This window comes from Bacteroides sp. AM54-2NS (assembly GCF_003602935.1).
Classification (GTDB): domain Bacteria; phylum Bacteroidota; class Bacteroidia; order Bacteroidales; family Bacteroidaceae; genus Bacteroides; species Bacteroides xylanisolvens.
On sequence record NZ_QTMZ01000006.1, the window covers coordinates 139,431 to 159,648 of the forward strand.

At 42.5% G+C, this 20,218-nt stretch carries 15 protein-coding genes, 1 tRNA gene and 5 pseudogenes; 16 read left to right on the plus strand and 5 right to left on the minus strand.

Features of this window, described 5'->3' with window-relative positions; all coding sequences use genetic code 11:
* Nucleotides 1-70: 70 nt before the first annotated feature.
* Nucleotides 71-144 (minus strand) — tRNA-Asp (locus DXA05_RS05920).
* Nucleotides 145-584: 440 nt separating this feature from the next.
* Here DXA05_RS05920 and purU point away from each other — a divergent pair.
* The 10 genes and pseudogenes from purU to DXA05_RS05970 all read left to right on the plus strand — a co-directional run bounded on the left by purU (nucleotide 585) and on the right by DXA05_RS05970 (nucleotide 10,749).
* Entirely contained in the window at nucleotides 585-1,442 is an 858-nt protein-coding gene (gene purU / locus DXA05_RS05925) for a formyltetrahydrofolate deformylase (RefSeq protein WP_004297049.1), read from the plus strand.
* Nucleotides 1,442-2,032, plus strand: coding sequence for an imidazole glycerol phosphate synthase subunit HisH (gene hisH / locus DXA05_RS05930; RefSeq protein WP_004297048.1), 591 nt, complete (start codon nucleotides 1,442-1,444; stop codon nucleotides 2,030-2,032). Before purU ends, hisH begins: the two co-directional genes overlap by 1 nt.
* 18 nt (nucleotides 2,033-2,050) lie before the next feature.
* On the plus strand, nucleotides 2,051-2,770 hold the full coding sequence (gene hisA / locus DXA05_RS05935) for a 1-(5-phosphoribosyl)-5-[(5-phosphoribosylamino)methylideneamino]imidazole-4-carboxamide isomerase (RefSeq protein WP_004304030.1): 720 nt from the start codon (nucleotides 2,051-2,053) through the stop codon (nucleotides 2,768-2,770).
* Between the two features lie 103 nt (nucleotides 2,771-2,873).
* Nucleotides 2,874-3,628 (plus strand): annotated as a pseudogene (hisF, locus tag DXA05_RS05940) (imidazole glycerol phosphate synthase subunit HisF).
* Nucleotides 3,629-3,758: 130 nt separating this feature from the next.
* On the plus strand, nucleotides 3,759-4,370 hold the full coding sequence (hisIE, locus tag DXA05_RS05945; RefSeq protein ID WP_004304029.1) for a bifunctional phosphoribosyl-AMP cyclohydrolase/phosphoribosyl-ATP diphosphatase HisIE: 612 nt from the start codon (nucleotides 3,759-3,761) through the stop codon (nucleotides 4,368-4,370).
* Nucleotides 4,371-4,411: 41 nt separating this feature from the next.
* Entirely contained in the window at nucleotides 4,412-5,140 is a 729-nt protein-coding gene (locus DXA05_RS05950) for an ATP-binding cassette domain-containing protein (RefSeq protein ID WP_004297044.1), read from the plus strand.
* 13 nt (nucleotides 5,141-5,153) lie between these two features.
* On the plus strand, nucleotides 5,154-6,473 hold the full coding sequence (locus DXA05_RS05955) for an aspartate kinase (protein ID WP_004304027.1): 1,320 nt from the start codon (nucleotides 5,154-5,156) through the stop codon (nucleotides 6,471-6,473).
* Between the two features lie 78 nt (nucleotides 6,474-6,551).
* A complete protein-coding gene (lysA, locus tag DXA05_RS05960; RefSeq protein WP_128858907.1) occupies nucleotides 6,552-7,712 on the plus strand; it encodes a diaminopimelate decarboxylase in 1,161 nt (386 codons plus the stop codon).
* A gap of 142 nt (nucleotides 7,713-7,854) precedes the next feature.
* The gene (locus DXA05_RS05965) at nucleotides 7,855-8,334 is read left to right on the plus strand and encodes a ferritin (protein WP_004304025.1); all 480 of its coding nucleotides are present in this window, start codon (nucleotides 7,855-7,857) and stop codon (nucleotides 8,332-8,334) included.
* 153 nt (nucleotides 8,335-8,487) lie between these two features.
* Nucleotides 8,488-10,749: pseudogene (locus DXA05_RS05970) on the plus strand (ATP-binding protein).
* Between the two features lie 33 nt (nucleotides 10,750-10,782).
* Here the strand turns inward: DXA05_RS05970 and DXA05_RS05975 are convergent.
* The gene (locus tag DXA05_RS05975; protein ID WP_004313656.1) at nucleotides 10,783-11,190 is read right to left on the minus strand and encodes a DUF2721 domain-containing protein; all 408 of its coding nucleotides are present in this window, start codon (nucleotides 11,188-11,190) and stop codon (nucleotides 10,783-10,785) included.
* Between the two features lie 171 nt (nucleotides 11,191-11,361).
* Nucleotides 11,362-12,555, minus strand: a complete 1,194-nt coding sequence (kbl, locus tag DXA05_RS05980) for a glycine C-acetyltransferase (protein WP_128858908.1) — start codon at nucleotides 12,553-12,555, stop codon at nucleotides 11,362-11,364.
* Between the two features lie 136 nt (nucleotides 12,556-12,691).
* Between kbl and DXA05_RS05985 the strand changes: the two are divergent.
* The 5 genes and pseudogenes from DXA05_RS05985 to DXA05_RS06005 all read left to right on the plus strand — a co-directional run bounded on the left by DXA05_RS05985 (nucleotide 12,692) and on the right by DXA05_RS06005 (nucleotide 18,011).
* Nucleotides 12,692-13,644 (plus strand): annotated as a pseudogene (locus DXA05_RS05985) (NAD-dependent epimerase/dehydratase family protein).
* A complete protein-coding gene (locus tag DXA05_RS05990; RefSeq protein WP_004313653.1) occupies nucleotides 13,644-14,492 on the plus strand; it encodes a DUF4348 domain-containing protein in 849 nt (282 codons plus the stop codon). Before DXA05_RS05985 ends, DXA05_RS05990 begins: the two are co-directional and overlap by 1 nt.
* A gap of 101 nt (nucleotides 14,493-14,593) precedes the next feature.
* Nucleotides 14,594-15,585, plus strand: a pseudogene (gene murB / locus DXA05_RS05995) (UDP-N-acetylmuramate dehydrogenase).
* A gap of 10 nt (nucleotides 15,586-15,595) precedes the next feature.
* A pseudogene (locus DXA05_RS06000) lies at nucleotides 15,596-16,353 on the plus strand (MBL fold metallo-hydrolase).
* 83 nt (nucleotides 16,354-16,436) lie between these two features.
* A complete protein-coding gene (locus tag DXA05_RS06005; protein ID WP_128858909.1) occupies nucleotides 16,437-18,011 on the plus strand; it encodes a DUF3352 domain-containing protein in 1,575 nt (524 codons plus the stop codon).
* Here DXA05_RS06005 and DXA05_RS06010 read toward each other — a convergent pair.
* The gene (locus DXA05_RS06010; protein WP_256144996.1) at nucleotides 17,948-18,205 is read right to left on the minus strand and encodes a hypothetical protein; all 258 of its coding nucleotides are present in this window, start codon (nucleotides 18,203-18,205) and stop codon (nucleotides 17,948-17,950) included. The genes DXA05_RS06005 and DXA05_RS06010 overlap by 64 nt on opposite strands.
* Nucleotides 18,206-18,474: 269 nt before the next feature.
* On the minus strand, nucleotides 18,475-18,849 hold the full coding sequence (locus DXA05_RS06015) for a DUF3127 domain-containing protein (RefSeq protein WP_004316866.1): 375 nt from the start codon (nucleotides 18,847-18,849) through the stop codon (nucleotides 18,475-18,477).
* 154 nt (nucleotides 18,850-19,003) lie between these two features.
* On the opposite strand from DXA05_RS06015, the gene dnaN reads away from it, so the two are divergent.
* Entirely contained in the window at nucleotides 19,004-20,128 is a 1,125-nt protein-coding gene (dnaN, locus tag DXA05_RS06020; RefSeq protein ID WP_004316865.1) for a DNA polymerase III subunit beta, read from the plus strand.
* Nucleotides 20,129-20,218: the final 90 nt, after the last annotated feature.

Genomic DNA, 20,218 nt, shown 5'->3' on the forward strand with positions numbered 1-20,218 from the left:
AAAGTGAAATAAAAAAAACTCTGTAATCATTGAATTACAGAGTTTTTTTTTATTTCACTTTCTTAAGAAGCGGTGCGTACGGGACTCGAACCCGTGACCCCATGCGTGACAGGCATGTATTCTAACCAACTGAACTAACGCACCAGAATTTCAATTTATTAATCTGCATCTCTCTCGATTGCGGGTGCAAAGGTAGTTGTTTTTTATAAATCTGCAAGCGTTTTGAGAAAAGTTTTTTTCAAGAAAAAACGATAAAAATGCTTAGTGTCTCATTTTGAGTACTTTTGTAATGAAAAAAATATTGTTTTTTTTCTCTTCGGATAGTGACGCTATCCGGTTGTTATAGTGACGCCATCACGATAGGATAGCGTCACTGTCCGAAGTCAATAGCGTCACTATCCTGAAGTTTGTCATTCTTTTCATTGAAAATAACTCTCGATATCTTTCTATCTGTAAGAAATCACCGTTTTTATATCAACTTTCTGCTTGAATAATTCGTAATTTTGCAATAAATCGTTATTTTTGCGGACTAAAATTAGAAAGGTAGAAAATAATCTGCCTAGAATCGTTAATTAGTAGAAAGAATGATGACAACAGCCAAACTGTTATTGCACTGTCCCGACAAACCGGGAATCCTAGCGGAAGTGACAGACTTTATTACGGTGAACAAAGGAAATATTATCTATTTGGATCAGTATGTAGATCATGTAGAGAACATCTTCTTCATGCGTATTGAATGGGAACTGAAAGATTTTCTGGTTCCACAGGAAAAAATTGAAGATTATTTCAGAACACTCTACGGGCAAAAATATGAAATGGATTTTCGTCTTTATTTCTCTGATGTAAAACCACGTATGGCCATTTTCGTATCCAAGCTGTCACACTGTCTTTTCGATATGTTAGCCCGGTATACGGCAGGAGAGTGGAATGTAGAGATACCTCTTATTATAAGTAATCATCCGGATTTGCAGCACGTAGCAGAACGTTTCGGAATTCCTTTCTATCTGTTCCCTATCACCAAGGAGACGAAAGAAGAACAGGAGCGCAAAGAGATGGAATTGCTTGCCAAACATAAGATTACATTTATTGTATTGGCACGCTATATGCAGGTGATCTCCGAACAGATGATTAATGCTTATCCGAATAAGATTATCAATATTCATCATTCTTTCCTTCCTGCGTTTGTAGGGGCGAAGCCTTATCACGCAGCTTTCCAGAGAGGGGTGAAAATTATTGGTGCAACTAGTCATTATGTAACGACAGAGCTGGATGCCGGACCGATTATTGAACAGGATGTAGTGCGCATTACTCATAAAGATGCTATTGAAGACCTCGTAAATAAAGGAAAGGATTTGGAAAAAATCGTTCTTTCGCGTGCAGTGCAGAAGCACATCGAGCGCAAAGTTTTGGCTTATAAAAATAAAACAGTAATATTTAGCTGATGAAAGTAGCAGTTGTAAAATACAATGCCGGCAATATTCGTTCTGTGGATTATGCTTTAAAGCGGTTGGGGGTAGAAGCGGTGATTACTGCTGATAAAGAAGAACTCCAATCGGCCGATAAAGTTATTTTTCCCGGAGTGGGAGAGGCGGAAACTACCATGAACCACTTGAAGGCAACGGGACTGGACGAACTGATTAAGAATCTCCGTCAGCCTGTATTTGGAATTTGTCTCGGCATGCAGTTGATGTGCCGGCATTCCGAAGAAGGAGAAGTCGATTGTTTGAATATCTTTGATGTGGATGTGAAACGTTTTGTCCCGCAGAAACATGAGGATAAAGTGCCGCACATGGGATGGAACACCATTGGAAAAACGAATAGCAAATTGTTTGAAGGGTTCACCGAAGAAGAGTTTGTCTATTTTGTGCATAGCTTCTATGTGCCGACCTGCGACTTTACTGCTGCTACAACTGACTATATTCACCCGTTCAGTGCTGCGCTCCATAAAGATAACTTTTATGCTACCCAGTTCCATCCGGAAAAAAGTGGTAAGACAGGAGAGAAGATTCTGACAAACTTTTTAAACCTCTAAGATACAAATAGTAAATAGATGATAGAAATTATTCCAGCCATTGATATTATTGACGGAAAGTGCGTACGCCTTTCCCAGGGAGATTACGATAGTAAAAAGGTGTATAATGAGAACCCGGTGGAAGTTGCAAAGGAGTTTGAAGCGAACGGTGTTCGCAGGCTCCATGTGGTAGACTTGGACGGTGCTGCTTCTCATCATGTCGTTAACTATCGGGTGTTGGAACAGATTGCTGTACGCACTTCTCTTGTCATAGATTTTGGTGGAGGAGTAAAGAGTGATGAAGATTTGAAAATTGCTTTTGAGAGCGGTGCGCAGATGGTAACCGGAGGAAGCATTGCAGTGAAAGATCCGGAATTATTCTGTCATTGGCTGGAAATATACGGCAGTGAGAAGATTATTTTGGGGGCAGATGTAAAAGAACATAAGATAGCCGTCAATGGTTGGAAAGATGAAAGTGCCTGTGAACTTTTTCCATTTCTCGAAAATTATATAGATAAAGGTATACGAAAAGTAATCTGTACGGATATTAGCTGTGACGGAATGTTGAGTGGCCCTTCTATCGATTTATATAAAGAGATGCTGGCAAAATTCCCTGACCTTTATCTGATGGCTAGTGGCGGGGTGAGCAAGATGGATGATATTGTTGCCTTGGATGAGGCCGGTGTTCCCGGAGTTATTTTCGGTAAGGCATTATACGAAGGACATATCACCTTACAAGATTTGAGAATCTTTCTATAATGAGCGTATCGGAATAAATAAGATACCTTTATTATAAGGAAGATAAGAATCGAGCTTCAGGAATATAGATTATAAATTGTTGAACAATAAATAAAATAGGATTGTGTTAGCAAAAAGAATAGTACCTTGTCTGGATATAAAAGACGGACAAACCGTGAAAGGAACGAATTTTGTCAACTTGCGCCAAGCCGGTGATCCGGTGGAGCTAGGTCGTGCTTACAGTGAACAGGGAGCGGATGAACTTGTTTTCCTGGACATTACTGCAAGCCATGAAGGACGTAAGACTTTTACGGAATTGGTAAAACGGATTGCTGCTAATATCAATATCCCATTTACCGTAGGTGGTGGAATCAATGAATTAAGTGATGTAGACCGTCTGCTGAATGCAGGGGCAGATAAGATTTCTATCAATCTTCCGCTATCCGCAATCCCCGGTTGGTTGACGAGATAGCAAAGAATTTCGGCTCACAAGTTTGTGTGTTGGCTGTAGATGCCAAACAGGCCGAAAACGGTTGGAAATGTTACCTGAACGGAGGACGCATCGAAACGGATAAAGATCTGTTCGAGTGGACTAAAGAAGCACAGGAACGCGGAGCAGGAGAAATACTCTTCACAAGCATGAATCACGATGGTGTAAAAGCCGGTTATGCAAATGAAGCACTTGCCGCTTTAGCGGATCAACTCTTTATTCCCATCATAGCTTCGGGAGGTGCGGGCTGTAAGGAGCACTTCCGTGATGTCTTTTTACAGGGAAAGGCAGATGCTGCATTGGCTGCCAGTGTTTTTCACTTCGGAGAAATTAAAATTCCCGAATTAAAATCGTATCTTTGCGGCGAAGGAATTACCATCAGGGGGTGAGGCACCCCGGCCGGGTTTTCCTGCGGATGGATTATATAGTCAGATAAATATAGGAACTGTCTGCAAAAGAATTCCGTAGGCGAATAGGTAGTAATTGTAAATTGGAATAGTAATTAGAACTTATATAAAAATGGAATTGGATTTCGATAAAATGAACGGACTCGTTCCGGCTATCATACAGGACAACGAGACACGTAAGGTCTTGATGCTGGGTTTCATGAATAAAGAAGCTTATGATAAAACGGTGGAAACCGGAAAAGTTACATTCTTTAGCCGTACGAAGAATCGTTTATGGACAAAAGGTGAAGAAAGCGGTAACTTCCTTCATGTTGTATCTATAAAGGCTGATTGCGACAATGATACATTATTGATTCAAGTAGATCCGGTAGGTCCTGTGTGTCATACAGGCACAGATACTTGTTGGGGGGAGAAAAACGAAGAACCAGTCATGTTCCTGAAAGCATTGCAGGACTTCATAGACAAGCGTCACGAAGAGATGCCCGAAGGTTCTTATACGACCAGTCTGTTTGAGTCGGGAATCAATAAGATAGCTCAAAAAGTAGGTGAGGAAGCTGTGGAAACAGTGATCGAAGCAACGAACGGTACTGACGAACGTTTGATCTACGAAGGAGCCGACCTCATTTATCACATGATTGTATTGCTTGCTTCAAAAGGCTATCGCATCGAAGATCTTGCACGTGAACTGCAGGAAAGACATAGCAGTACCTGGAAGAAGCATTAATAAGTAAAGATTAGAAATTAAAAATTAAAACGGGAGTCGGCATGGATGACGGGGCGTTGATACAATATAAGAACGTAGAAATCCATCAACAGGAACTCTGTGTGCTAAGTGATGTAAATCTGGAATTGCACAAAGGAGAGTTTGTCTATTTGATCGGAAAAGTAGGCTCGGGGAAAACGAGTCTGCTCAAGACTCTTTATGGCGAACTGGATGTAATTGACGGTGAAGCGGAAGTGCTGGGCTATAATATGCGATCTATCAAACGTAAGCATATCCCGCAATTGCGCCGCAAGTTAGGCATTGTATTCCAGGATTTTCAGCTGCTCACAGACCGTACTGTATATAATAACCTGGAATTTGTGCTTCGTGCCACAGGCTGGAAAAACAAACAGGAGATACAGGAGCGTATTGAAGAAGTGCTTCAACTGGTGGGAATGTCCAACAAAGGTTATAAACTTCCGAACGAACTTTCCGGTGGCGAACAGCAGCGCATTGTGATTGCACGTGCCGTACTCAATTCTCCGGCTATCATCCTGGCGGATGAACCAACCGGAAATCTGGATGTGGAAACAGGTAAAGCCATCGTTGAATTGTTGCACAATATCTGCGAATCCGGCTCATCGGTAGTGATGACGACGCACAATTTGCAACTGTTGAAAGATTATCCGGGCAGGGTATATCGTTGTGCCGACCATCAGATTGTAGATGTGACTGATGAATATATGCCCAGACAGAGAACAATAGAAATAGATTTAAATATAGATAACTAAAACAGTAACGAAAATGAAAGTTTTAAAGTTTGGAGGAACTTCCGTAGGTTCTGCTCAGCGCATGAAGGAAGTAGCCAAATTGATTACCGATGGTGAACAGAAGATTGTTGTTCTTTCTGCTATGTCAGGAACAACAAACACATTGGTGGAAATTTCGGACTATCTGTATAAGAAGAATCCGGAGGGTGCCAACGAGATTATTAATAAGCTGGAAGCAAAATATAAACAGCATATTGATGAGCTTTTTGCAACCCAGGAATATAAACAGAAAGGTCTTGAAGTTGTCAAATCCCACTTCGACTACATCCGCTCCTATACTAAAGACCTTTTCACTTTGTTCGAAGAGAAAGTGGTTTTGGCACAGGGAGAGCTTATCTCTACGGCGATGGTAAACTTCTACCTGCAGGAATGTGGTGTGAAGTCCGTGTTGCTTCCGGCTTTGGAATTCATGCGTACTGACAAGAACGCAGAACCGGATCCTGTATATATTAAGGATAAATTGCGTGCTCAATTGGATCTTTATCCGGATACGGAAATCTACATTACGCAAGGTTTCATCTGCCGCAATGCTTACGGTGAGATAGACAACCTGCAACGTGGTGGTAGCGACTACACCGCTTCTCTGATCGGAGCAGCAGTGAACGCTTCCGAAATCCAGATCTGGACAGATATCGACGGTATGCACAATAACGACCCGCGTATTGTTGACAAGACCGCTCCGGTACGCCAGCTGCACTTCGAAGAAGCAGCCGAGTTGGCTTACTTCGGTGCAAAGATTCTGCACCCTACTTGTATCCAGCCGGCTAAATATGCCAATATCCCTGTCCGCTTGTTGAACACAATGGATCCGGAGGCTCCGGGCACACTGATTTCTAATGATACGGAAAAAGGCAAGATTAAGGCAGTAGCTGCAAAAGATAACATCACTGCTATTAAGATTAAATCCAGCCGCATGTTATTGGCTCATGGTTTCTTGCGTAAGGTGTTCGAAATCTTCGAAAGCTATCAGACATCTATCGATATGATCTGTACGTCAGAAGTCGGTGTATCTGTTACGATAGATAACACGAAACATCTTAATGAGATTCTGGACGACCTGAAGAAATACGGAACAGTAACCGTTGATAAAGAAATGTGTATCATCTGTGTTGTAGGTGACCTTGAATGGGAAAATGTCGGTTTTGAAGCAAAAGCACTCGATGCGATGCGCGATATACCGGTGCGAATGATCTCGTTTGGAGGAAGTAACTATAACATCTCCTTCCTCATTCGGGAGTGTGATAAGAAAGTAGCTTTACAATCGTTGAGCGATATGCTTTTCAACGGCAAATAATTCCACAAATAATACGAGCGCTTTTACCGAACTGATAAAAGCGCTCTTTTTTAACCAACTAAACAAGTTTTTCGAATTATGAAGGGAATATTTCCAATCGATAAATTCCGCACTTTGCAGACACCTTTCTATTATTACGATACCAAAGTGCTGCGCGATACATTGTCGGCTATTAACCATGAGGTTGCCAAATATCCTAATTATTCAGTGCATTACGCTGTTAAAGCAAATGCTAACCCGAAAGTACTTACCATCATCCGTGAGAGCGGAATGGGAGCCGACTGTGTGAGCGGTGGAGAAATTCGTGCCGCTATCCGTGCAGGATTTCCGGCCAATAAAGTTGTTTTTGCAGGAGTAGGTAAAGCAGACTGGGAAATTAACCTCGGGCTGGAGTACGGCATCTTCTGTTTCAATGTAGAGTCTATTCCCGAACTGGAAGTAATCAATGAATTGGCTGCTGCTCAAAATAAGGTGGCTAATGTTGCTTTCCGTATCAATCCGGATGTAGGCGCACATACTCACGCAAATATCACTACCGGTTTGGCAGAAAATAAATTTGGTATCAGCATGCAGGATATGGACAAGGTGATAGATGTGGCGCAGGAGATGAAAAACGTAAAGTTTATCGGTCTTCACTTCCACATTGGCTCGCAGATTTTGGATATGGGTGATTTTGTAGCCCTCTGCAATCGTGTCAATGAGTTGCAGGACAAACTGGAAGCACGGAGAATTTTGGTAGAACATATCAATGTAGGTGGTGGTTTGGGTATTGATTACGGACACCCCAACCGTCAGGCTGTCCCGAATTTCAAGGATTACTTTGCTACCTATGCCGGACAATTGAAATTGCGTCCTTATCAGACCTTGCATTTTGAATTGGGACGTGCAGTTGTAGGACAGTGCGGTTCCTTAATCTCTAAGGTTTTGTATGTAAAACAAGGCACACGGAAGAAATTTGCCATCCTTGATGCAGGTATGACCGACCTGATCCGTCCGGCTTTGTATCAGGCATTCCATAAAATGGAAAATATAACTTCCGAAGAACCGTTGGAAGCCTACGATGTAGTAGGACCGATTTGTGAATCGTCAGACGTTTTCGGAAAAGCGATTGACTTGAACAAAGTGAAGCGTGGTGACTTGATCGCCCTTCGTTCTGCCGGTGCGTACGGTGAAATAATGGCTTCCGGATACAACTGTCGTGAACTGCCGAAAGGATATACTTCCGACGAAATGGTGTAAGTAAAAAATGAACTGCTACAATCAAAATGTGAATGTAGTTTAAAAATATAGGGTGCATGGAACAATTTTAACTGAAAGCGTGTTATTTTTGTAATGAGTTCAAAAAGAAACTACATTAACAACTTAATAAAAAAATACGATTATGATTTCAGAAAAATTACAGAATGCAATTAACGAACAGATTACTGCTGAAATGTGGTCTGCTAACCTGTATTTAGCAATGTCTTTCTATTTTGAGAAAGAAGGTTTCAGTGGTTTTGCTCATTGGATGAAAAAACAATCCCAGGAAGAAATGGGACATGCTTATGCAATGGCAGATTATATCATCAAACGTGGAGGAACTGCTAAAGTGGATAAAATAGATGTTGTTCCTAACGGATGGGGTACACCTCTCGAAGTATTCGAACACGTTTACAAACATGAATGTCATGTTTCTCAATTGGTAGACAAGCTGGTAGACGTAGCAGCTGCTGAAAAGGATAAAGCAACACAGGATTTCTTGTGGGGATTTGTTCGTGAACAGGTAGAAGAAGAAGCTACAGCGCAAGGCATTGTTGATAAAATCAAGAAAGCCGGTGATACTGGAATTTTCTTTGTAGATTCACAATTGGGACAGCGTTAATGATGCTACTCTGAAAAAATAGTTCTTTATATAGAAAGAAGCTACTCGAAATTTCTTCAAGTAGCTTCTTTTTTTTCACTTATTTGGCTCGTATCTGGAAATAAACTACCTTTGTATTAAGAGTCAGAGAGAAATTAATCCCGATTATTATAAATGAATGGTGTGAACAGAGGAATTTTTAGATTGCTCCCTATATTTTTATTGCTCTTTTTGGGGGTGAGCAGTTGTTCTCAAAAAGAGGAACGGCGTATTTTAGTTATCCACTCTTATGAGGAGACTTACGCGGCTTATCCGGAATTTAACCGGATGATAGCGGAGCAATTTGAGAAAGAGAAAATAGATGCTGATATCCGTACCGTTTATTTAGATTGCGAGTCCTATTGGGAAGAACCGGAGTTGGAACGAATGCGTTTTCTGGTTGATTCCGTTTCGAAAGACTGGCGGCCGGAAGTGATTCTGGTGAATGAAGACCAGGCTACCTATCATTGATGAAATGTGGGGTTCAGTTGGGCAAAGAAGTACCTGTGGTTTTTGGTGGTGTCAATTACCCGAATTGGGGCTTGCTGAAACGCCATCCTAATGTGACGGGTTTCCATGATAAGATCGCCTTTAATGAAAATGTCAGTGTGGCAAAAGAACTTTTCGGTGAACACGTCCGGTTGTTTACCATGCTTGATACCACTTATATCGATAAACAAATCAGAAGAGATGCAAAGGAACAGTTTAAAGGTCATAAAGTGACCGGATTCATCGATAACCCCGAACTTTCTCTTGAAGACAGATACGTTTGACGCAGGAGGAAGGTTATACTCGTTTCATGGCTATTCCTTTACGTAATGCCAGAAATCATTCGGATGCTACCTTTATGTGGGTGTTGAACAGAAGCTATCGCGATCAATGCTATATTCAGCTGAAACGGGATTATACTACCATTAATATTGGAAGCTCATCTGCTGGCTCCAGTCTGACAGCCATCAATGAAGCCTTCGGGTTTGGTGAGAAGTTGCTGGGTGGATACATCACTTCGTTGCCTATTCAGGTGGAAGAAGAGGTGAAAGCAGCCGTTCGTATATTACACGGTGCGAGTCCGGCGGACATGCCTATTGTTGAAAGCCGGAAAGAGTATGTTGTTGATTGGAATACAATGACGCAAATAGGTTTGAGTAAGGAAAGTATTCCTGCTAAATATCGTATTATCAATATTCCGTTTAGTGATAAATACCCTTTGTTGTGGGGAATTTCAGTCGCATCGTTCATTCTTATACTAATTATTCTTTTCGCTTCTCTTTGGTGGCTATACCTCGGGAACAGATGAGGAAAAAGCAGGCTCTTATAGCATTGGCTGATGAAAAAGAAACATTGTCATTAGCCATTGAGGGTGGAATGACGTATGCCTGGAGATTGGATAATGGTTGTTTTGTTTTTGAAGATGCATTCTGGGCGTCGCAAGGGTTAAATCCCAGACAACTTTCGTTTAAGGAATTCATGAGCTTTATCCATCCCGACCATTGGGAAGGAGTGAAGTTCAACTGGCGAAATCTGAAAAGTGCTCATAAAAAGATTGTGCAGGAGCTTTGTAACTTCGACGGCAAAGGCTATCAGTGGTGGGAGTTCCGTTATACCACCAAACAGCTACCTGGAGGCGAATATAAAACTGCAGGTTTGTTGCTTAATATACAGGATATAAAAGATCGTGAAGAAGAATTGGAAGCAGCACGCTTATTGTCTGAAAAGGCGGAATTGAAACAATCATTCCTCGCAAATATGAGCCATGAGATACGTACTCCGCTTAATTCAATCGTTGGCTTTGCCAATATACTGGCATTGGAAGATGGATTGAGTTCCGCAGAACGCGAAGAGTATATCAGTACTATTAACAAGAACAGCGAGTTATTACTCAAACTGATTAATGATATTTTGGAACTTTCCCGTATCGAATCAGGATATATGTCTTTCTCATTCAAGAGATGCAAGGTGAGAGAGTTGATTGACGATATCTATATGACACATCAGGTTCTGATTGCTCCACATTTGGAATTCCTGAAAGAAGTGGATGATACACCTTTGGAAATCAATGTGGACAGAGAGCGCTTGATACAAGTCCTGACAAACTTTCTGAATAATGCCGGTAAGTTTACGGAAACCGGATATATCAAATTAGGATATAGCTATCTGCCGGATGAAGGCAAAGTGCAGATTTATGTAGAAGATACCGGAAGAGGGATTCCACGAGAAGAACAACGGATGATTTTCAGCCGTTTCTACAAACAAAACGAATTCTCGCAGGGAGCAGGATTGGGACTTTCTATTTGTCAGGTGATTATAGAGAAGCTGGGTGGAAAGATCGAACTCAAGTCCGAGGTAGGCAAGGGAAGCCGCTTTACGGTTATTCTTCCTTGCCGGGTGGTATCTTGATAATGATAGACTTTAACGGGAATACGAACAATCTTATTTCTTGTTTTTTCCTTTCTCCATCGTTCCCAGGTAAATCTCCAGTGAACGGGTGGAAATCTGTATTTCGCGGAAAGATACGCCTAAAGAAGCTATCAGCAGAATCAATGCCAATCCGAATACATAAGCAGAGAATAATTGAAGCCCGATATAAATAAGGAACATGCTGACTACACAGAAAAAAAGGCTTGCAATACCTAGTCCTTGCATCCTACGGGTCAGGTTCAATCGTTTCCGTAGATTCTCGATTTGTGCTTCAGTGATATCCGAAGGGTTTTCCATGTAGCGGTCACGCAGTTGGCGCACAAGTTGGGCATACGATAAGAAACGGTTGGTATAAGCCAGCAATATCAATGAAACTGCCGAGAAAAGTAGGGCAGGAGTAGTGAGAGTCAATTCTTCCATAATCTATTTTTATAGTCAAGTAGCGGTTCAAAATTCATTTTATAAAAGAGAATTTTTAGGCACTGGTTACATGGATTTCACGGTTTTAGAAATATGCTTGCATAAAGCAACAGCGTAATCAGTGTAATCCGTGCCTAAAAATGGATGCTGCGAGTAAACCCTGCCCCGGAGTTATTCCGCTTTCAGCACATTAAGCTCTTTGCCTACCTTGATAAAGGCAGCGATGCACTTGTCAAGATGTGCTTTCTCGTGCCCTGCAGAGATTTGCACACGGATGCGTGCCTGATCTTTCGGCACTACCGGATAATAGAAACCTGTCACATAGATACTTTCCTCCTGCATACGTGCAGCGTAAATCTGGGACAACTTCGCGTCATACAACATAACGGCACAGATAGCGCTTTGTGTCGGTTTGATATCAAATCCGGCAGCCGTCATCTTATCACGGAAGTAGTTTACATTCTCAACAAGTTTATCATGTAATGCATTGTTCTCTTTCAGCATTTTGAAAACTTCAAGGCTGGCACCAATGATGCTCGGAGCCAAAGAATTCGAGAACAGATACGGGCGGCTGCGTTGACGAAGCAAATCGATAATCTCTTTACGACCGGTGGTGAAACCTCCCAGTGCACCGCCAAAAGCCTTACCTAATGTTCCGGTATAAATATCTACCCGTCCATGAGTCTTATACAACTCGCTTACTCCATGCCCTGTGGCACCTACCACACCGGCAGAGTGTGACTCGTCCACCATTACCAGTGCATCGTATTTCTCGGCAAGATCGCAAATCTGATCCATTGGAGCTACATTGCCGTCCATAGAGAACACACCGTCCGTTACAACAATACGGAAACGTTGTGCCTGCGCTTCTTGCAAACATCTTTCCAAGTCCTTCATGTCAGCGTTAGCATAACGGTAGCGCTTTGCCTTGCAAAGACGTACTCCGTCAATGATAGAAGCATGATTCAGAGAATCCGAGATGATGGCATCCTCTTCAGAGAAAAGCGGTTCGAATACGCCGCCGTTGGCGTCGAAACAAGCAGCATACAAGATCGTGTCTTCCGTTTGGAAATACTCCGAGATGGCAGCTTCCAGTTCTTTGTGTATATCTTGCGTTCCACAAATGAAGCGGACGGACGACATTCCGTAACCACGGTTATTCATCATTTCCTGCGAAGCCTTAATCAATCGCGGGTGATTGGATAATCCTAAGTAATTATTTGCACAGAAGTTCAGCACTTCCTTACCTTTTACAGTGATGGCAGCTTGCTGCGCACTTTCAATCAGTCGTTCTTCTTTATAAAGTCCGGCTTCCTTGATTTCAGCCAATGTTTGGCGGAGATATTCTTGCATTTTACCGTACATAGTGTTTGGGTGATTAAGTTATATTGCAAAGGACACAATTTTTCTTGGAATAACAATGTCTTTTTGATTAAAATCTGAAAAAAAAGTGCTTACTTTGCGCACTATTTAAGCTTGATATTCTAAGTCAGAAGAAAAAATGGAACACATTTTGATTATTGGAGCTACCGGACAGATAGGGTCGGAGCTAACGATGGAGCTACGTAAACGTTACGGAAATGCAAATGTAGTAGCAGGTTATATTCCGGGTGCAGAACCTAAAGGGGAATTAAAGGAGTCCGGACCGTCGGCAATTGCTGATGTAACGGATGGAGAGGCGATCGCATCTGTGGTAAAAGAGTATCACATCGATACAATTTATAATTTGGCTGCTCTGCTGTCCGTAGTTGCCGAGTCGAAACCCAAGCTGGCCTGGAAAATAGGTATCGATGGATTATGGAATGTATTGGAAGTGGCACGCGAACAAGGATGTGCAGTGTTTACTCCGAGTTCTATCGGTTCGTTTGGCGCTAGTACGCCTCATACGAAAACACCGCAGGATACAATTCAGCGTCCGCGCACCATGTATGGAGTCACCAAGGTAACGACCGAGTTGCTAAGTGACTACTATTTTAATAAATATGGTGTTGATACCCGTGCTGTCCGTTTTCCGGGCATTATTTCGAATGTGACCCCTCCGGGAGGAGGTACGACCGATTATGCTGTCGATATTTATTACTCGGCGGTGAAAGGAGAAAAATTTGTGTGCCCCATTAAGCAAGGCACTTTGATGGATATGATGTACATGCCGGATGCGCTGAACGCAGCAATTACGCTGATGGAAGCTGATCCGACAAAATTGATACACCGAAATGCTTTCAATATCGCCTCGATGAGTTTCGACCCGGAGACGATTTATCAGGCTATCAGGAAGCATGTGCCGCAGTTTGAGATGATCTATGATATAGATCCTTTGAAACAGCGCATTGCCGATAGCTGGCCCGATAGTCTGGATGACACCTGCGCTCGTGAAGAGTGGGGCTGGAAGCGGCCTACGATTTGGAAAGCATGACGGTAGATATGCTTGAAAAGTTAAGAGAGAAACTAAAATAATGAAAAAACTAATTGTAGGGGTCATGTTGCTCGGTATACTGGGTGCTTGTGGAAACAAGAAAACAAACATTGACCCCTTCGCATCTATCACAAAAGAAGTGGATTCTATCCGGCGGGTAGCCGATTCTATTCACTGTGATGAATCGCCGGAAGATCCGCAACCTATACAGGCAGATGAATCTTTCGATGATTTTATCTACAATTTTGCTTCCGATGACGTGTTGCAGCGTCAGCGTGTGAAATTTCCGTTGCCTTACTACAATGGAGATAAAAAAACGAATATCGAGGAGCATAACTGGAAGCATGATGACTTGTTTACCAAACAGCATTATTATACGCTTCTGTTTGATAGAGAAGAAGATATGGATTTAGTAGGAGATACCTCCCTCACTTCCGTACAGGTAGAATGGGTGTTTGTGAAAACACGAATGGTAAAGAAATACTATTTTGAGCGTATCAAAGGTGCATGGATGCTAGAGGCAATTAATCTGCGTCCCATTAAGCAAAATGATAATGAAAATTTCGTGGAGTTTTTCGGACACTTTGCCGCAGATAGTCTTTTTCAGAGTAAGCGTGTGTGTGAGCCTCTGGCTTTTGTAACCACCGATCCGGACGATGATTTCTCTATTCTGGAGACCACCCTCGATCTTAATCAGTGGTTCGCTTTTAAACCGGGACTTCCTGCCGATCGTCTTTCTAATATCAATTACGGGCAGCGGAATGACGATGATTCGCCAACGAAAATTCTGGCGTTGAAAGGTATCGGTAATGGTTTTTCCAATATCCTCTATTTCCGTCGCAAAGCCGGGGAATGGGAATTGTATAAGTTTGAAGATACAAGCATTTGATGCAGGTAGTAATACGCTACAAGAAATAGCCTTGCTGTTAATGATATAACAGTATTTGCCGGCTTATAACGAATAATGATATAACTTATAATTAAAAATATATGTATTCTCTTTTACCCTACAATACATTCGGCATTGATGTCAGTGCCGCTCGTTTTTTAGAGTACACTTCGGTTGAAGAACTGAAGAAGCTGATTGTGCAAGGTGCCGTTACGACACCTTTTTTGCATATTGGTGGTGGCAGTAACCTGTTGTTTACCAAAGATTACGACGGGTTGATATTGCATTCCCGCATTGAAGGAATCGAAGTGACGGAAGAAGATGCTCACTCTGTATCAGTGCGAGTGGGAGCAGGGGTGGTATGGGATGACTTTGTAGCTTATTGTGTAGAGCATGGATGGTATGGAGCGGAGAACCTGTCGCTGATTCCCGGTGAGGTGGGGGCAAGTGCAGTACAGAATATCGGAGCCTATGGCGTTGAGGTAAAAGATCTGATAACGGCTGTGGAAACAGTGAACATTCAAGCTGAAGAACGCGTTTATTCAGTTGGTGAATGTGGATATACCTATCGCAACAGTATTTTTAAGCGTTCGGAAAACAAATCGGCTTTTGTTACTTATGTCCGTTTCCGGCTAAGTAAAGAAGAACATTATACATTAGACTATGGCACCATTCGTCAGGAGCTTGAAAAATATCCGTCGTTGACACTTTCTGTTGTCCGGAAAGTGATTATTGCTATTCGCGAGAGCAAGCTGCCCGATCCGAAAGTGTGGGTAATGCCGGCAGTTTCTTTATGAACCCCATTGTGCCGAAAGAAAAACTGGAAGCCTTGCAACAGGAATATCCCCGCATACCCTACTATGAGCTGGCCGACGGCCGCGTAAAAATTCCGGCAGGGTGGATGATTGACCAATGCGGCTGGAAAGGAAAAGCCTTGGGACCGGCTGCCGTGCATGATAAACAAGCACTGGTGCTGGTGAACCGTGGCGGAGCAAAAGGTAGTGATATTATTGCACTTTCAGATGCGGTCCGAGCCTCTGTTCGTGAGAAGTTCGGTATTGATATCCATCCGGAAGTCAACTTTATAAATTGAGAATAAACAAGTGAAAGTAAGAATTATAGGAAGTGGAACATCGACGGGAGTACCTCAAATCGGCTGTACATGTCCGGTTTGTACTTCTTCCGATCCGAAAGATAATCGATTGCGTGCATCTGCTATTGTGGAGACAGATGACGCGCGGATTCTGATAGATTGTGGTCCCGATTTCCGGACACAGGTATTACATCTCCCTTTTGAGAGGATAGATGGTGTGCTCATTACGCACGAACATTATGACCATGTAGCGGACTGGACGATTTACGTCCGTTTTGCCGGTTCGGTTCCGTGCCTATTTATGCGGAAGATTATGTAGCGCAGGGATTGCGTTTGCGTATGCCCTATTGCTTTGTCGACCATCGTTATCCGGGTGTTCCCGATATTCCTTTACAGGAAATTTCGGTGGGGCAATCCTTTGCTGTAAACCACACGGAAGTGCTTCCTCTGCGTGTGATGCATGGCCGACTGCCGATTCTGGGGTATCGTATCGGGCAGTTGGGGTATATCACTGATATGTTGACCATGCCCGAAGAATCCTATGAACAATTGGCAGGAATAGATGTTTTGGTAATGAATGCGCTTCGGATCGCCTCGCATCCTACTCACCAAAATTTGGAAGAAGCATTGGCGGTGGCCCGGCGTATTCAGGCAAAGAAGACATACTTTATACACATGAGTCATGATATGGGCTTGCATGCGGAGGTTGAAAAGAACCTTCCGGAAAATATTCACCTGGCGTTCGACGGATTGGATATCTATGTTTGATTACCGGTGAAATTTTTAGCAAAAGTTTTGTTTTCTTTGTAGAAATTATTATTTTTGCACCTAGCCGATAAACAGCGAATATTATGAAACTTCGTACGATAGTGAAAATAGCGATCACATCTTCTGTTGTACTTTTGTGCTCAGGTTTCGCATTGTACTCTTTTTTTAGACTGTCAGCAGCTGAAGGGCAGAAAGACTTTAATCTTTATGAACTGGTGCCATCCACAACTTCAGCAGTATTCGTTACTGATGACGTGCTCGAATTTGTAGCAGAAGTCGATGAGCTGACTTGCAGTAAAAATCAGCAATATCTTTATGTATCCAAACTCTTTTCTTATCTGAAACAGAGCCTTTACGCCCTTTCAGAAGATACTCCCCACGGTTTAAGCCGGCAAATGAATCAAATGTTGATTAGTTTCCACGAGCCGGATAACGAACGTAATCAAGTGCTCTATTGCAGATTGGGAAATGGAGATAAGGAGTTGGTAAACAGATTTGTACGCAAATATATATCCTCACTTTATCCGCCGAAAACGTTTATTTACAAAGGAGAAGAGATAATTATTTATCCCATGGCGGACGGTGATTTTCTAGCCTGCTATCTGACATCCGATTTTATGGCATTGAGCTTTCAGAAAAAACTGATTGAAAACGTTATTGATGCGTATAAAAGTGGAAAATCGTTGGCTGATGATTCTACCTTTACAGGAATACGTGCTCCGAAAAAAAGTGCGGCTGCTGCTACCATCTATACCCGTATGCAAGGGTTGATGGGATGGACGGAATTTGACATGAAAATGAAAGATGATTTCATCTATTTCTCCGGCATCACTCACGATGCAGACACTTGCTTTGCGTTTATAAACCAGCTTCGCCAGCAACAATCCGTTAAGGGATTTCCGGGAGAAGTGTTACCGTCTACTGCTTTCTATTTTAGCAGGCAAGGGATTACGGACTGGGTGTCTCTGCTTTCTTATGGAAATGCCCAAGGACAGCGCGTGCCTGCCCGCACGAGTGAAGTGCAAAATAGGGATAAAGAGTTTTCACGCTATCTGATGGAAAATGCCGGGCAGGATTTGGTTGCCTGTCTCTTTCAGTGTGAAGATACTTTGCAGGGTGCAGCGGCAGTCTTGAGCCTGTCGGTGGCAGATGTAACGGAAGCCGAGCGAATGCTTCGTGCCCTTGTTAATGCCGCTTCGGCGGACGAAGGAAGAAGAAATCCGCGTATAACTTTTTGTTATACTGTAAATAAAGCATATCCTATCTATCGGTTACCTCAAACAACATTGTTTGAACAACTAACCAGTTTTGCGGAACCAACCTTGGATGTATATGCAGCCTTCTATGGCGGGCGCTTGTTGCTCGCTCCTGATGCGGATGCTCTCGCGCATTATATTCGCCAACTGGATAAAGGTGAGGTGCTCAATGGAGCGATGGCCTATCAGACAGGCATGGATCATTTGTCCGATTCCTACCATTTTATGCTGATGGCGGATTTCGACCACATATTCCAACAATCAGAAAATCACGTTCGTTTTGTACCGGATTTCTTTCTGCGCAACGCCGACTTCTTCTGTCATTTCACCCTCTTTGTTCAGTTTGCCTGTGCAGACGGAATGGTATATCCTAATATTGTTTTGAAATATAAATCAGAATAAAAAATCATCGTTTGTCTGCGATCATTTTTCTGAAAACCTCCATAGCTTTTGGCTGGATTATCCATAAACTTTGCCTGCTTCCTCCATACATTTTTAAGATGCTGTTTATCGTTTTTTTTGCTCCATTGACCCATACTTTTTTGTGTGCGTTCTGCTTTTGGAGAAACGCCTTTTTGTTTTTTTTCTTTTTGCATTTTTGCCGTTTTTATATGTGTGCTTATAATAGTCCTATGGTCAGCTTATTATGGGTGATTTTAACATTTAAATCTGTAAAATATACAGAAAAATTCATCCCCCATTATAAACAAAGAAATAAATAAAAAAACTTCTTCTTCTGAAGATGAAAAAGAAGAAGAAAAAGATTTGTTTTTTTTCGGGAGAAAAGGAGATAAAAAAACTCCCGATGGAGTTTAATCCTATCGGGAGTTTTTTATGCTTATTCATCGAACAAATGACTTTCGGTTTAGAATGGCAGATCGTCTTTGGCATCGCCCGGAGTAAATTCCGGCATAGCCGATGGAGCTGGAGGAGGAACGGGAGAACCGGAAGCCATTGGAGCACCTGTGCTAACACGTTCTACTTTCCATGCGCGGATACTATTGAACCAGCGATCATTCCACTGACGGGCGTCAACGTCGAATGATACAGTCAATTCTTCGCCCATTTGAATGTTGAACTGCTCGATTTTGTCTGCGCCAAATACGTCGAAGCACATTTTACGTGGATATTGGTCGTGGTTTTCGATAACGTACTCTTGTGATTTCCACTCGTTGCCGCTAGTTTTTGAAACTCCGCCTCTCGGGGGGAGGATAGCGATGATTTTTCCTGTAAATTCCATTGCGATAATTTTAAATTCTGCGGCGAAGTTACAATTTTTTAGTAATATCCCTCGCACAATACCTGTTTTTTTCTTTTGTTTTTATTGGGCAGCCCAAATCTTTTTTCGTAACTTTGTGCGATAGAACATTTAAAACTTAAATACACGAAAATATATGAAATTTATCGTTTCAAGTACTGCTCTTTCCAGCCATTTACAGGCCATCAGCCGTGTTATTAATTCAAAAAATGCGCTGCCAATTCTCGATTGTTTCCTCTTCGAACTGGAAGACGGAACTTTGTCTGTGACTGTATCCGACAGTGAAACAACGATGGTGACTACCGTAGAAGTGAATGAAAGCGATACGAACGGGCGTTTTGCCGTAGTAGCGAAAACATTGCTTGACGCACTGAAAGAAATTCCGGAGCAACCACTCACATTCGATATCAATCCGGATAATTATGAAATAACGGTGCAGTACCAGAACGGAAAATACAGCCTGATGGGGCAGAATGCGGATGAATTCCCGCAATCGGCTACACTGGGGGATAATGCTGTCCGCGTAGAAATGGAAGCAAGCGTACTTTTGGGAGGTATCAACCGTTCGGTGTTTGCTACTGCCGATGATGAACTTCGTCCGGTGATGAACGGTATTTATTTCGATATTACAACAGAAGACATTACAATGGTTGCTTCGGACGGTCATAAACTGGTGCGTTGTAAAACGTTGGCAGCCAAAGGCAACGAGCGTGCAGCCTTCATCCTTCCGAAGAAACCGGCTACATTGCTAAAGAATCTTTTGCCGAAAGAACAAGGCGCAGTGACCATCGAATTTGACGAACGCAATGCTGTATTCATGCTTGAAAGCTACCGGATGGTTTGCCGCCTGATTGAAGGACGTTACCCGAACTACAACTCGGTAATTCCGCAAAACAACCCGCACAAAGTAACCGTAGACCGCCAACAGTTGGTAGGAGCTTTGCGCCGTGTGTCTATCTTCTCGTCACAAGCCAGCAGTTTGATTAAACTTCGTATGCAGGAAAACCAGATTGTGATTTCCGCACAAGATATTGATTTCTCTACTTCTGCCGAAGAAACACAAGTTTGCCAGTATGCAGGTGCTGCAATGAGTATCGGTTTTAAATCGACGTTCCTCATCGACATACTGAACAATATTTCGGCAGATGAAGTAGTCATCGAACTTGCAGATCCTTCACGTGCCGGAGTAATCATCCCGGTAGAGCAGGAAGAAAACGAAGACTTGCTGATGCTGCTGATGCCGATGATGCTAAATGATTAATGTTAATTCACCACAGAGGACGCAGAGGACACAGAGGATAAATTTGAATATTTATTAAATAACCCTCTGTGTCCTCTGCGTCCTCTGTGG

Coding starts and splice junctions, on each gene's coding strand:
- purU (WP_004297049.1), top strand. CDS start 585: ATGATGACAACAGCCAAACTGTTATTGCACTGTCCCGACAAACCGGGA.
- hisH (WP_004297048.1), top strand. CDS start 1,442: ATGAAAGTAGCAGTTGTAAAATACAATGCCGGCAATATTCGTTCTGTG.
- hisA (WP_004304030.1), top strand. CDS start 2,051: ATGATAGAAATTATTCCAGCCATTGATATTATTGACGGAAAGTGCGTA.
- hisIE (WP_004304029.1), top strand. CDS start 3,759: ATGGAATTGGATTTCGATAAAATGAACGGACTCGTTCCGGCTATCATA.
- DXA05_RS05950 (WP_004297044.1), top strand. CDS start 4,412: ATGGATGACGGGGCGTTGATACAATATAAGAACGTAGAAATCCATCAA.
- DXA05_RS05955 (WP_004304027.1), top strand. CDS start 5,154: ATGAAAGTTTTAAAGTTTGGAGGAACTTCCGTAGGTTCTGCTCAGCGC.
- lysA (WP_128858907.1), top strand. CDS start 6,552: ATGAAGGGAATATTTCCAATCGATAAATTCCGCACTTTGCAGACACCT.
- DXA05_RS05965 (WP_004304025.1), top strand. CDS start 7,855: ATGATTTCAGAAAAATTACAGAATGCAATTAACGAACAGATTACTGCT.
- DXA05_RS05975 (WP_004313656.1), bottom strand. CDS start 11,190: ATGGAAGAATTGACTCTCACTACTCCTGCCCTACTTTTCTCGGCAGTT.
- kbl (WP_128858908.1), bottom strand. CDS start 12,555: ATGTACGGTAAAATGCAAGAATATCTCCGCCAAACATTGGCTGAAATC.
- DXA05_RS05990 (WP_004313653.1), top strand. CDS start 13,644: ATGAAAAAACTAATTGTAGGGGTCATGTTGCTCGGTATACTGGGTGCT.
- DXA05_RS06005 (WP_128858909.1), top strand. CDS start 16,437: ATGAAACTTCGTACGATAGTGAAAATAGCGATCACATCTTCTGTTGTA.
- DXA05_RS06010 (WP_256144996.1), bottom strand. CDS start 18,205: ATGCAAAAAGAAAAAAAACAAAAAGGCGTTTCTCCAAAAGCAGAACGC.
- DXA05_RS06015 (WP_004316866.1), bottom strand. CDS start 18,849: ATGGAATTTACAGGAAAAATCATCGCTATCCTCCCCCCGAGAGGCGGA.
- dnaN (WP_004316865.1), top strand. CDS start 19,004: ATGAAATTTATCGTTTCAAGTACTGCTCTTTCCAGCCATTTACAGGCC.